The organism is Flagellimonas abyssi (assembly GCF_019457905.1).
Taxonomy (GTDB): Bacteria; Bacteroidota; Bacteroidia; order Flavobacteriales; family Flavobacteriaceae; genus Flagellimonas; species Flagellimonas abyssi.
In genome coordinates this window covers 492,664-507,268 of record NZ_JAHZSV010000001.1, presented here as the reverse complement: position 1 = coordinate 507,268, position 14,605 = coordinate 492,664, and the positions used below count along the sequence as shown (strand labels likewise).

At 41.5% G+C, this 14,605-nt stretch carries 8 protein-coding genes; 2 read left to right on the top strand and 6 right to left on the bottom strand.

Annotated features, from left to right (window positions below; all coding sequences use genetic code 11):
- Window positions 1-3: 3 nt before the first annotated feature.
- Together K1F36_RS02295 and K1F36_RS02290 are read left to right on the top strand one after the other, a co-directional pair.
- Window positions 4-1,767: a RagB/SusD family nutrient uptake outer membrane protein gene (locus K1F36_RS02295; protein ID WP_220112346.1), complete on the top strand. Its 1,764-nt coding sequence runs from the start codon at window positions 4-6 to the stop codon at window positions 1,765-1,767.
- Window positions 1,768-2,055: 288 nt separating this feature from the next.
- The gene (locus K1F36_RS02290) at window positions 2,056-5,391 is read left to right on the top strand and encodes a VCBS repeat-containing protein (protein ID WP_220112345.1); all 3,336 of its coding nucleotides are present in this window, start codon (window positions 2,056-2,058) and stop codon (window positions 5,389-5,391) included.
- 68 nt (window positions 5,392-5,459) lie between these two features.
- Here K1F36_RS02290 and K1F36_RS02285 read toward each other — a convergent pair whose 3' ends face one another.
- From K1F36_RS02285 to K1F36_RS02260, 6 genes are all read right to left on the bottom strand, one after another.
- Entirely contained in the window at window positions 5,460-6,749 is a 1,290-nt protein-coding gene (locus tag K1F36_RS02285) for a M20/M25/M40 family metallo-hydrolase (protein WP_220112344.1), read from the bottom strand.
- 37 nt (window positions 6,750-6,786) lie between these two features.
- Entirely contained in the window at window positions 6,787-7,665 is an 879-nt protein-coding gene (locus K1F36_RS02280) for an aminotransferase class IV (protein ID WP_220112343.1), read from the bottom strand.
- Between the two features lie 201 nt (window positions 7,666-7,866).
- Window positions 7,867-9,816: an OmpA family protein gene (locus tag K1F36_RS20320; RefSeq protein ID WP_220112342.1), complete on the bottom strand. Its 1,950-nt coding sequence runs from the start codon at window positions 9,814-9,816 to the stop codon at window positions 7,867-7,869.
- Between the two features lie 11 nt (window positions 9,817-9,827).
- Entirely contained in the window at window positions 9,828-10,751 is a 924-nt protein-coding gene (locus tag K1F36_RS02270; RefSeq protein WP_220112341.1) for a PorP/SprF family type IX secretion system membrane protein, read from the bottom strand.
- A 30-nt stretch (window positions 10,752-10,781) separates the two neighbouring features.
- Window positions 10,782-13,799, bottom strand: a complete 3,018-nt coding sequence (locus K1F36_RS02265) for an Ig-like domain-containing protein (RefSeq protein WP_220112340.1) — start codon at window positions 13,797-13,799, stop codon at window positions 10,782-10,784.
- A gap of 229 nt (window positions 13,800-14,028) precedes the next feature.
- A complete protein-coding gene (locus K1F36_RS02260; protein ID WP_220112339.1) occupies window positions 14,029-14,478 on the bottom strand; it encodes a CAP domain-containing protein in 450 nt (149 codons plus the stop codon).
- Between the last annotated feature and the right edge of the window lie 127 nt (window positions 14,479-14,605).

Genomic DNA, 14,605 nt, shown 5'->3' with positions numbered 1-14,605 from the left:
AAAATGAAAAAGAAGATAATATTTTCAACAATGCTGGTAGGTCTATTGCTATGGGCCTGTGCAGATGATTTTACAGAGAAAGCGGCCACCGGGAACATACCTGATCAAGATTTACAGACAGCTACCGGTGTTGAGTTAAAGTTGACCGCAGCATACTCGGCCATGGATGGTGAGCGTGTAAACAGACAAGGTGAGGGCGTTGCTGCTGGAGGTGACAACTGGTGGGCCGATGTAGTTTCCGATGATGCGCACCGTGGAAGTACCGATGGTGACAACACGGCCTTGTTCCAAGTAGAGACCTTGGACTGGCAAACCGGTAATAGCTGGTTTTTAGGAAGATGGAGTGCGCTTTATGGCGGTGTAAACAGGAGTAATGCGGTTTTGGCGTTGATCGATCAAATCACAGACCAAGACTTTACGAGACAAGCTGGTGAAGCTTATTTTTTAAGAGGGTATTTTAATTTTGAACTTCAAAAGTTCTATGGATATCCATCCTTTATTTCTGTTGAGAATTTGGTGAATGAAGAATTCAATCAACCCAATCCGGGTCCTATTTGGGCCGAAATAGAAGCTGACTTTCAAGCTGCCATAGAAAGGTTGGATGATGAAATACTTGTTGGTAGGGCAAATGCTTGGGTAGCCAAGGCTTTTTTAGGAAAGGCATACTTGTACCAAGGAAAGTATGACGAGGCTTTGCCATTGTTCAATGATATTATCAATAATGGACCATACACATTAAACACAGAGTTTGTAGACAACTTTAACGCTGCAGGAGAAAATAGTCTTGAATCAATGTTTGCCATTCAGTTTGCATCCGATGATGGACGTTCTTTTAATGGTAACGGTGCCGGTACATTAAATTTCCCAGGTGGTGGACCTTTGGGTACATGTTGTGGTTTTTATCAGCCAACTCAAGATTTGGTAAATGCATATCAGACAGATGGCTCTGGATTGCCACTATTGGATACTTACGCCGCTACCGATGTAGTCAGTGATTACGGAATCAACTCCACTTTTGATCATGATGACAATGAAGAGACGCCAGAAATCCCAACAGATTTTACACCTCATACAGGACCATTAGATCCAAGGTTGGATTATACAGTTTCCCGTAGAGGAATCGATTATAACGGTTTTGGGCGTAATCCAGGGAAGGCCTGGATCAGAGCAACATTTAGTGATATTTCAGGACCTTATTTGCCCAAGAAGAACGTATACCAAGCAGATGAAGTTGGTGCCAACCGTGGAACGGGTGGCTGGGGATCGGACTGGTCCGGTATCAACTATAATATTATGCGCTTTGCCGATGTATTGCTAATGGCTGCCGAGGCTGCTGTAGAACAATCCACTCCAAATTTGCCTTTGGCGTTGGAATATGTGAACAGGGTGCGAGACAGGGCAAAGAACATGACATATGTACAGGCCTTGGATGAAAACGATGACCCTATTCCAAATACAGATGCGGCCAATTATCAAATAGAGCTTTATGCATCTTTTCCCGACCAAGCTTTTGCTAGAAAAGCAATTCGTTTTGAGCGTCGCTTGGAATTTGGTATGGAAGGCCACAGATTGTTCGACCTAAGAAGATGGGGCAATGCTATGGAAACAATCAATACCTATATAGAAAACGAAGCAGAGGATTTAGATCAAGCTGGTTATGATTCAAAATTCAATGAATATCAACCAAAACATGATTTGTTCCCTATTCCTATCAATGCTATTGACCAAAGTGGAAATGTATTGGAACAGAGCCCTCTATGGCAATAATGATAAGTAGATCTGAGTTAGTTTAATTTAATTCGAGTAGAGAGATAGGTTGTCAATTTTATTGGCAACCTATTTTAATTAGGGACAAATCCTATTAATTAAAAATTAATTCGTTTTTAATCAATATTAATCATAGATAGGCAAGATGGAATAATCGAATTTGTATTTTTAGTACTTAGGTATATCCATCAACATAAACACATCCAATTTTTAATGGAACGGAGACAACTGCTTTAAGACCGGTTAAATTTCATCAAAATTTTGGTTAATCGTAAAAACTTCAGCACAGTGAATAAAAGTTATGTTTTAATTGCACTTTCATTATTACTGATCGCTTCTTGCTCAAAGAAAAAAGAGGACACGTTGTTCTCTAAAGTTTCCTCCGATCATTCAGGTATAGACTTCAACAATAAAATTGTAGAGACCGACAGCTTTAATATCCTTACCAGTGAGTATATCTTCAATGGGGGAGGCGTAGCAGTTGGGGATTTTAATAATGATGGCAAGCCCGATCTTTTTTTTACAGGAAATCAGGTCGCCAATAAACTCTACCTTAACCAAGGAGATTTCAAGTTCAAGGATGTTTCTGCTGCATCAGGTGTCGAGGCTTTGGATAAGTGGAAGACAGGAGCAGCGGTAATCGATATCAATAATGATTCACTTCTTGACATTTATGTCTGCGCGGCGATGTATGAAAGTCCTGAAGAAAAGGCCAATATATTGTACATCAACCAAGGTGTTGATGATAAGGGCGTTCCCATTTTCAAGGAAATGGCAGAAGAGTATGGCGTGGCAGATACAGGTAACAGCATGAACGCTGCATTTATTGATTACAACAAAGATGGCCTCTTGGATCTTTATGTACTTAATAATGTGGACATACATATTTTACCTGCCAATTACAGAGAAAAAATAACCGACGGTTCGTCCTTAAGTAACGACCGTCTTTATCGTAACAACGGCGACAACACTTTTACCGATGTAACATTGGAGGCTGGTATTACCATTGAAGGTTATGGACTGGGTGTTGCCGTATCCGACCTCAATTACGATGGATGGCCCGATATTTATGTAAGCAATGATTACTTGAGCAACGATATCCTCTATATAAACAACGGAGATGGAACGTTTACCGATAAAATTGGGGAATATGTAAAACACCAAAGCAAATTTTCCATGGGGTCCGATGTTGCCGACTTTAACAACGATGGTTACTTGGATATTCTCACTTTGGATATGCTCGGTGAAACAAATTATAGATTAAAGACCACCATCAAGGCAACAAATTATAACGATTACTACATGAACGATAGGTATGGTTACGACTACCAGTATATGCGTAACATGCTTCAAATGGGTCAAGGTCCCAACATGCCATACAGCGAAATTGGCCTTATGGCAGGTGTCGCCAAAACAGATTGGAGTTGGTCGCCACTTTTTGTTGATGCCGATAACGATGGTCGCAAAGACTTATTGATTACCAATGGCTTCCCAAGGGATATAACCGATCTCGATTTTGGTGAGTTCAATTTTAATGTACAAAAGTATTTGAGCACGGCCCAAATCTTGGATTCCATCCCTGTTGTGAAAATACCAAACTACGCTTACCGCAATGAAGGTGATGGGCAATTTAAGGACGTAGGCAAAGAATGGGGCTTAAGCATACCATCATTTTCAAATGGTGCAGCATTTGTCGATTTGGATGGTGATGGCGATTTGGACTATGTAGTGAGCAACATTAATGATGAGGCGTTCTTGTTCAAGAATAATTTGGAAAGTAAGCAAACAGGAACCAACAATTACCTGCAACTAAACCTAAAAGGGCCAAAACCCAATACCGCAGGTCTTGGTACAAAAGTGGCGGTTCGGTTTGCAGATGGAACTTTCCAGTATTATGAGCATCAGTTGAATAGGGGGTACCTATCCACTGTGGAAAGTATGGCACACTTTGGTCTTGGATCGCAAAAAACAATAGAATCGCTCGAAGTGTTATGGCCAGATGGGAGATATCAAACAATAAAAAATATAGAGGTCAATCAAAAGTTGACCATTGATCATAGCGAGTCCAAATCCATAGACCGACAAGAGCTGGCATTTCCTCTGGCTCCTAAACAAACCGAGCCAATATATCAGGAAATTTCTGACCAGATTGGGGTCAGCTATGTTCATGAAGAAACCGATAAGGCCGATTTTTACGTACAGCCGACACTGCCGCACAAACTTACCCAGAATGGTCCACGATTGGCAAAGGGAGATATCAATGGGGATGGTTTTGAGGATTTTATTATTGGTAGTTCATCAGGATACTCACCTATGATCTTTACCCAAAATTCAGATGGGACCTTTAAAGGTACGGCTCTATTTGAAGATGAGGCCAGTAAAAAAAGAGAGGAAACAAGTATTTCCCTTTTTGATCTGGACAACGATGGAGACCTAGATATATACATGGTAGCAGGCAGTAACGAATTTGATATGGACTCACCGTACTATCAAGATTATCTTATGATCAATCAAGGAAATGGAAAATTCGAAAGATCAACGGATAAATTGCCAAAAATAAATTCAAGTGGTTCCGTAGTGGAAGCGGAGGATTTTGATGGCGACGGCTATGTTGACCTATTTGTTGGAGGACGCACTCCATTTTCCCAGTATCCCAAGCCAGATGATTGCTATCTGTTAAAAAACGAAAAGGGAAACCTGGTCGATGTGACCGATGCCTATAGTAAAGAACTTAGAAAACCAGGGATGGTCACCGATGCCAAATGGGCCGATTTAAACAATGATGATTTAAAGGATTTGATTTTGGTGGGAGAGTTTATGCCCGTGACCGTTTTTATAAATAAAAAAGACTCTTTTCAAAGGATGGATCAAACCGGGATGCAACAACTTTCCGGATGGTGGGAATGCGTTTTGGCCCAAGATTTTGATAATGACGGAGATGTGGATTTGATTGCTGGAAACTTAGGAAAAAACAATTTTTACCAACCATCACAGGAAAGACCGGTTACCATGTTGGCTAAAGATTTTGATAATAATGGGGCCATTGACCCTGTAATGTTCGCTTACTTTAAGGGCAATTTTGGCGATACCGTTTACAACCCCTATCCAGTTAATTTTTGGGGTGATCTAATAGGACAAAGTCCCCTGTTCAGGAAAAAATTCAACTATTTTAGGGAGTATGCCAAAACTACAAAGGATAACCTGTTCACTCCAGAACAGCTCGAAGGAGCGGAGGAACTCATGGCGAACCATGACCAAACCACCTATTTTGAAAATGATGGAACTGGACAATTTAAAATGGGGAAACTTCCTTGGGAGACACAATCGGCACCAATCAAATGTATGATAACCACTAATGCAGGAAACACTGCGACCGACATTCTAATGATAGGGAACGATTTTGGCAATGAGGCTTTCATTGGAAGGTATGATGCTTTCAATGGAGGAATATTGCTTGGCGATAACAAAGGAGGTTTTGAATTTAAGAATGCCGAGGAAAGTGGTTTTAAAGTTACCGGAGACGCTAAGGATATGGTACAGGTGGAAAGAGCTGGAGGAGGAGACCCTTACATTGTGGTAACGCAAAATAGGGGCAAAGCTTTGGTTTTTACCAAAACAAAATAAACTTTTTAGTTGAAACTAGATAAACATGGTTTGCCCTTTTGAGTGAGCAAACCATGTTTATTTATATGCTATTTGCTAAGGCCTGCTTGAGCCAATGTAATCAATAAGGCTAGTTGAATAGACTCATCTCCTTCTTCATCATTCAAGTACCATTCGTGTAGGGAATGGGCCCCACCACCTTGTCCGCCTCGGCCAATGCACACCGCAGGTATTCCTTTGGCAACAGGGATGTTGATGTTGGTGGAACCACGCCCCAGTCTCGGGGTTTCCCCAAAGAACTTGGTAGCGGCCATGGTTCTCTGGACCAAGGGCAGCGAAGCTGGCAATTCTCCCGATGGCCTGTCGCCAATTTTAATAAGTTCGTAAGTAACTCTCCCTCGCACACCGCTGGCATTATAAGCTGTAATTGCTTTTTTCACGGATTCCTTAAAAATGATTTCGATTTCATCAAGATTTTTAGGGTCAATGGCCCTCATGTCCACCTCCATCCACGATTCAAATGGAATGGAATTGACCGAAGTTCCTCCACCGATCCGGCCCACATTGAAACTTGTTTTCGTAATGTCGCCAGAAGTATATTCCCAAGCATTTTTTGAAAAGATATCGATGGCTTTTCCCAAAGCATGATGAGGATTGGCGAGTCCAAAAGCCCCCCAAGAATGGCCACCTTTTCCTTTGATGAGCAATTTATACCTTTTGGAGCCCAATCCAGCATTGCTTATCCTGCCGAGACTTCCCCCATCAATAGCTATCCATGAATCAATATCCAATCCGGATTCATTGAACATATATTTCATGCCACGGAGGTCACCGAGACCTTCTTCGCCAACAGACCCAACAATAAGCAGGTCTTTTTCGGTTTTTATTCCAGATTTGTTCATGGCCTTAAGCATACTTATGAGCATGGCCAGCCCTCGGGTATCATCACCAATTCCAGGTGCTTTAAGGGTATCTCCGACCTTTTTCACGGTAACATCCGTTCCTTCGGGGAAAACAACGTCCAAGTGAGCGTCAACACCCACGTAGCCTGGCTCACCAGAAGTTCCTTTCCGTAATCCGATAACATTTCCAACTTTATCTGTCCATAAGCTGTCTACCCCAGCTTCTTCCAGCATCTTGGCAAATACTTTGCCTCTTTCATCTTCCATAAATGGAGGGGCCAAGACCTCGGTCAAGGTAATCAGGTCTTGAGTGGTCTGGTCTTTTTGTGACCTTATAATATCAAAAGCTTGCCCGACCTCTTTTTTCTTGGTCAAGCGTTCTACTTCTTTGGAATATTTTTTTTCGATTTCTTGAGCCATCATTGTATTGCCAAATAAAGCAAACGTCAAAACTAGGCCTAAGGTGATTTGTTTCATAATTGAAGTTTTAGTGGTTCGTTTCAAAGAGTAAACTTTAGAGTTTTGATTGAGATGTGTCCATGGTTCTTAGTTTGGCAAATGTCTCTTGGAGTCTTTTTGTTGTTTTGCCAATATTGCCGTTTTCATAAAATCGATGCTCACCTAATATGGCAATGGATGCAATTTGGGTCGTTGTACCTGTAAAAAATGCTTCGTCCATGTGTTCAATTTCGTCTTCGGCAATAGGCCTTTCTATTACTGGAATATCAAGATTTTGGGAAAGTTCCAGTACAATCATCCTAGTAATACCGTTCAAAATATGATTGTCAGCAGGGTGGGTGATCACGGTTCCATTCTTTACAAAAAAGATGTTGGTGTGCGAGCCCTCCGAAATCATACCATCACGTACCAACGTAGCTTCATCGGCCAAATCATTCATTGCAGCTTCATTGGCCATAATATTTCCCAGAAGGGAGATGGATTTGATATCACATCGATGCCATCTAAAATCAGGTGCTAAAATGGCTTTCATATGTTTTGGGTTGATGAGGGGAAGCGCATAGGGCAGCGCATACATCATCACGCTTGCAGGAACATCTTTTGGGTAGGAATGTTTTCTTGGAGCCGTTCCACGGGTTACTTGCATATAGATCAAACAAGATTTTTCCGTGAGCCCCGAGGCTTTTAGCAGTGGTTCCAATGCGTCATCAATATTTTTGACATCGTAGGAGATACCTATTTTGTTCAAATTGTCCTGTAATCGGTCCAAGTGGGCCTTTTTGTAGAATATTCCGTTCTCCAATTGTACCATAACTTCGTAAATGCCGTCTCCAAATAAAAAACCTCGATCAAAAACCGATATTTTGGCATCCTCGGCAGATACGATTTCTCCATTCAAAAAGACTTTTTCGGGAAAATTTCCTTTTGGCAGCATGCAAGGTTGGTTTTTAACGTAAAGAAATATGGGTGTCTCTTTGCGTAATTGTAATGTGTGAAGGTAGTGGATATTTGCCAAAAGTAAAACCAAGTACCCACAAACTATGGATACTTGGTTTTGACTAGGGGAATTATGAGGATTGACCTTTAATTTAAAATTTCAAAATCATTCATGGCCACAATTGGATTACCGCTTACATTATCTTTGGACGTTCTCTAGACTTTCATTTTTTTCAACGATGATAAAATCTGAACGTCTATTGAGTAAATGTTCTTGTTCACTGCATTTGACACCGTTGGAACATCTATTTTTTAATCGATATTCCCCATAACCATCGGCGCTTACGATTCTATCATGGTCTATGCCCTTGGATATTAAATATCTCATGGTCGATTTTGCCCTATCGTCCGATAGCTTAAAATTATATTGGTCACTACCTCTGGAATCGGTATGGGATTCGATCTTTATTTTGATGCCTGGAAACTCCCTCATGGCGTAGAGCACTTTTTCCAGCTCTATTTCTGCTCTAGGGGTGATATCCGATTTGTCATATTCAAAATAAATGGGATTGACCTTAATTTTTTCAACGTCTCCTTCCTTTACAACCAGGCTTTCAAAAGGAGTGAGGTAGATCATATTTTCCTCGGAGGGTTCTTGAGGATTTTCTCCGGTAATGATGCTTACTTCCTCTTTGGTGAAACGGGGTTTGGAGAATACAAGTTTATTCTCCTTGTTACAGGGCAGGGTGATGTTAAAATAGCCATTCTCATCTGTTTGAAGCGCACTTACAAATCCAGTTGCGCCATCGTAAAGTTCAATTTTGGAAAGAGGTATGGGATCCCCTGTATTTTTGTTCAAGACATAGCCGGAATATACTAGGCAGTCCACTGGTTTGGCCTTATTGATTTGGTAAATATCGTCATCCCCAGCACCCCCGAATCGGTTGGATGCAAAAAAACCAAGGTCTTTTTTAGTATTGTAGATGAGTGAGAAGTCATCCATGTTTCCATTGATTGGTTCCCCTAAATTAGTGGGCAATTCAAACTTGTTTTCAGATAATATGGCGGAGCCGAAAACATCCAATCCACCAAGGCCATAATGCCCATCGGAAGAAAAATAGAGGGTGTCACCATCAACAAAGGGGAACATTTCACGTCCCTTGGTGTTTATCTGTTTTCCCAAATTTTTTGGTGGTGATATGGCATCCCCGTCCATTCCGAGTTCTACCATATAAATATCACTGTGCCCATATCCTCCGGGCATATTAGAGGTAAAGTATAAGAATTTACCGTCAGGGCTTATTGCAGGATGGCCGCAGGAGTAATTTTTACTATTGAACGAGAGTGATGTAACCTCTATAAGCTTGTTCTGATAAATACTACCTTTTAATATCTGCATATTGGATAGGCCATCGTTGTTGGCGTTCAACTTGTTCTTTTTAATGTAGTTTCGGGTAAAATATACGGTCTGTGACCCTGGGGCGAAGGCTACATTGGAGTCGTGGAAATCCGAGTCCATATTGTCCAAGAACTTTTCTGGAATATAATCAGCAACGTTCGGGTTGGTCAGGTACACATCCAGATAGGGTTGATTGTTCCAAGGGTAAATTTTACCGCTGGACCTAAGGGTATCCCTTGCCGAAGCAAAAACGAGCATATCGTTGAACATTGCCGGGGCGAAATCGGATTTTTTACTGTTAAATGCCAATTTTTTGATTTCGAACTTTGGATTTTCTTCCTTAAGACTTTCCAATTGTTCCTTTTGTGCCAGAATCATGTTCAACCTATCTTGATCGGAAGAATAAAAGTCCTTGAGCAACTGATCCGCTTTTTCGGGTTCCATACTGGCTTTTAAACATTGCACAAGTTTTATAATGTTGCTTTCGCCAACATTTTGTCCTTGTATGGTATAGAGTTTCACGTACCAATCCTTCGCATTCTGGTATTCGCTCATATTAAAATGGGCATCCGCCAAACGCTGGATTACGTGAATGGAGGTTTTTCTGCTTTCGGAAGCAAGATCATTGTAAAGTGCAATTGCTTTTTCGAACTTGAACTCATCGAAGTATTGATCGGCCCTATCCAGTTTGCTCTGGGCGAGGCCCGCTATTGAGTAACCGAGAACTATAAGTAGTATTATTTTTTTCATGATGCGGTTTTTTAAAAAAATCGGGGTGATAATGCTCTTTTGCTTCTATCAAAAACGGTAAACTTTAGAATGATCTCATGGGACCCATCATTATAGTTTTCGAGTCCTGTTAAAGAGTAATCATAGGCATAACCGATAAAGAACTTGCTGCTTAAATGAAAACCGGCCAATGCACTTAGTGCATCGTCGTATCTGTAGGCCAGACCAAGGTTCACTTTTTCCTGAATCAAAAAGTTGGCCGAGATGTCTACCGTTAAGGGTGCACCTGCTATGTGTTTTGTAAGCAGTGCAGGCTTGAACTTTAAGGATGGGGATAGGTCAAACACATAGCCTCCCATAAAATAATATTGACTTTTTCTATCGGTTACTTCCCGGTCATCATCATTGTATATTTCTGAGTTCAGAAAGTTATCTGTTGAAGCTCCCAAGTACCAATGGTCGCTATAAAAGAATGCCCCAAACCCGACGATGGGCCTTGTCTTGTTCAGATTTTCGCTAAAAACAGGGTCCAAATCATCATTAAAGACTCCTTTGGACCAGTCAATGCTTAGAATATCGGCACCTGCATTGATTCCAAGGGATAGTTTTGTGGTTGCCCCAGTGGTAAGTTCATAAGCAAAATGGCCGTTGACGCGAACATTGTTGGACGCTCCGATATTGTCGTTGATCGCTGTTAATCCGAGCCCTATTTTTTCACCAGTCCTTCCCTGAACGGTAAAGGATTGGGTTTCCGGAGCCCCATCCAAACCTACCCATTGTGAACGGTACAGAACATTTGCCTCAAAGTTGGCAGATGTACCGGTATATCCGGAATTGAGTACAGTGGTATTGTACATATACTGAGTGTACTGTGGAGCTTGCTGTGCTTTTGTGCCAAAGTGAGCCAAGACTATGCACAGAGAAGCAACCATTTTATATTGAATGTTCTTTATCATAATTGATGGAATTGATTTTTAATATTTGGACTATCGGGCGAGTTGTAACCAGCCTACAAGATTCCGGTCCAGTTCTGGAATGTTGATCACATAATAATATGTTCCTGAAGGAAGATGGTCTCCTTTGTTCAGGATTCCGTTCACATTTGCTATACCGTCCCAAGTGTTACGATAATCGACCGCTTTGAACACAGTATTCCCATTCCTGTTAAAAACTTCAATGGTATTGGAGTAGTCTTCAATGCATTCAATTTCAAAGAAATCGTTGAAGCCGTCATTGTTGGGAGAAAATTCATTGTAGACCCGTAGGCAAAACTCCTCATCCAATACCTCCCCACATTCTATGGTTTCAACATCCAATTGAAATGAATCTGTAGATGTACAAGAAATAGGGTCGTCATATGCTACACTTACAGAATTGTTCTCAAGGCTGTTCCAAGTAACAGAAACAAAGTCATCGGATGTGCCGCCACCGTCAACAACTGCTCCTCCGGTAACGGTCCAGGAGTAATTTTGTTTACCACTTTCGGTAGTATAGGTGTATTCTTCATTCAGACATGTATCTTCGGATTGGCCGCTGAGGGTAATGGGCTCTCCTTCTTCCACCACTACGGATATTTCCAATAACGATGTACTTTCGCAGCCTTCTGGACTTACATTGGAAACGAAATAGGAGTCTTGGTCTACAAGTGGTGTGGAAGGGTCAAGAAGATTATTTCCTTCGGCATCCGAATAGAACAGAACACTGGATTCGTTGACTTGAAGGTCGGCCAAGGTTGCATTCTCACTTGCACAAAAAGTTTGCTCAGTTTCGCTAGTGGTTGGAGCTGGGGGATCAATAAGGTTTACTGAAATGCCTACACGCACCAGTACTTCAATGGGAACGTCCAAGATTCCAGCAAAGTATACTTCGCCATCAACCAAGGGCGTGTTGAGGTCTAAGGCAAGGGCGGCATCCAGACTGTCAAAGAAGACGACATCGTCTACATTGACCACTAAATCCAGTAGGGTGGGATTGTCCGATGCGCAGAATGTCTGAACCAAATCATCGATGATCAAATCAGGGATGTCGATTTCGATGCCCCCGGTCAACGTACATAGGCCGGCATCTACAAATAAATCAATGGTGCTGTTGGCATCCAAGGATAGGTCTATACCATTCACGTCTACACTGAAATCTAGATTGGCATCCAAGACACCATTGAAACTTTGACCATTTACGTTGAGAATAATGGCATCGCCAGGACTGGCATCGCCACTTATACTTCCCGATACGTTAAATGTAGGATCCAGTTGAAAAATATCCGCCAGGATATCTAGTGTAATTTCTGGTGTGGCATCTATGGAGATGCTTGCTCCCGAGTCCACAATTTCCACTGTTGCGGATTGCAGATCTCCAGCAGGATTTTCACAGCCTGCGGATGATTCGGTCACTCGTACAAAATAGGTGTATGGGCTACCAGCTTCATCCAATCCGGTAATAGTGAGTGATCCATCTTGGGGGTCAATGGAATAGGTGACCGAACCAACGGTAAGTCCATCGGTAATTTCAGTGGTCGCATTGACATCGAAAAACCAAGTGTATGTTCCATCAATATCACTTGAAGGAATCAGTACCACATCGTTGGATGAACATATGGGTGATTCATCTCCAGAAATGTCTATATCGGCGGCCGTTGGAATATCCACAACATTTACCTCTACAGGAATTCTTGGTGATTCTTCTGGACACGCAGGATCTGCAGAAGCAACAAAATAGGTAGTGCTGGAAGTTAAAACAGGGGTTGTGTATGGATCACCTGAATTTACCGTAGCCAAAAGTGTACCTCCGGTTTGGGTATCGTACCATCTTAACTCAGCGCCACCAACCGTAGTGGCGACCAAATCAACAGATTCCCCCGAACAGATGCTCACGTCTTGTGAATCGGCATCCAAATCGGGCAATGCCGGAGCGCGGAACACCTCATATAGATTGATGGATTGTGCAATGTCAACATTTAATAGCGATGATAGGCGAAGTGTTATTCTATTGGCCTGACCAGTAGGGTCTATAGGTATGGTAGCGATTTGACCTCCTTCCAAAAGCCCTAAAAGGTCTAAATCCAGTAATGAGGAAAGGCTTCCGTTAAAGGTAGGTGAGTTCGAACCATTTTGTGCGATTACCTGAATGTTGTCTGCCAATCCCAAACTTAATAGTGATGGGTCAATGGCAAGTTGAACGTAGAAATTATCCCCGGACTGTGACAGAGAATCAAAATAAACAGTCTGTTCGATACTCGCAGCCACCCCTAAAACACCAAGACCTATCTCAGAAGCAGTGTTTGGGTCACTATCAATGGCCAAGTGTGTATCTGTAACGCCAGCCCCTCCTAGTCCCAGTAGATCCAAGGAAATGCCGCTTCCGTCAAAGGAAGTGTAGCTTGGTGTTCCGCATGCATTGGGATCACTACCAGAAAACGCTCCGAATACATCTAAAGTCCGTGTATTGAACAACCCAAGGATGGCACCTATTTGGTTATCGATTCTGATACGATTGTAATCCGCATTTGGAGATATGGCTAGAAAAAAGTCATTGTTGGCATCCGTGACCACCCTAAGTTGATCAGAGGAAAATGCATTGGCATCGCTTGATGATTGCTGTAGTACCATGGCACCATTATTACTTATGGTTACCGTAAATTCTTGATTGCCTATAAGCACTGTTCCTAGAATATCTGCCAATAATCCCCCTAAACTCCCTCCCAATAGAGAAGGCAATAAGTCATCTTCTGTATCAATCTTTACAAATGACTGTGTGTTGGATGACAAAGTGGAAGGAAATTCCAGTTCTAAGTACCCGTCATAGGCACCAATTCCGGCTGCAAGACCTGAACTTGCCCTAATAGTTGCTTGGGTAGCTAGGTTGGCATCAATAGCATTTGAAGAGTTGTCGACCTCATCTTCGCTTACAATGGAAGTGGCGAAGGTTTGTGCCCCAATTGTCCAATTTATGAACAATATCAAAATGAGGAATAAGCACTTTTTGAATGAATGTAATGTTTTATCCATAAAAATATGTTTTCATTTTTATTGAAAACGCATATTATTGGACAATATTTTATCATGTAGGAAAATACATCTTTAAAAATAAGAAAAATGAACAATAAGCTGATCTTTAGATGATTGTGGAAATACCAACAAAATCAGGGGATAGCGAAGATTGCCTCCTGATAAAAACATTACTTTTTTGTTTTGTAGGAAAATTAAATTTAATCGATGAAAAGCAATGATTTTTTAACTATCTGTAAAACAACTGAGTGAAGTAGAAAACACCTTCAGAATCTGCCTTTGCACTGACGGCAGTATACATATAATCTCCTTCAATGGCTTTTCGGTGGGTTTCACTTTCTAGCCATGCATTCACAATACCTTCGGCGGTAATATAATTCCGTCCCACAATTTCTGATACGTAGTTGGCCTTAACTTCAATGGTCAAGTCAGAAGACCTACGGTCAAAGTCATCATGGTTGATCTCTTTTTTGTTGATCATCTCCTTGGTGTGTTCAATCGCATAATCATAGGCTACCTTGTTAAAATCTAGTGTGTTCAAACCAATTGATGCCCTATGTTGGTTAACGAGTTCTAGAATCTGCATCTCCATAGGTGATACTTGAGCTTCATAATGAAAACTCTCAACCTCTTCTACAGAAGTGGATGTACATGAGGTGTTAAAAACCAAAAAAAACATCAAACCCAATATGCAGCTAAACCCTTTCATATCTTTCAAATTCGGCTGCAAAAGTATTGGGGGATAGATGTTTGACCTTACGGTTTTTAAAGAGTTTTTTTAACGGCTTTTTATTGACGTTTAATCA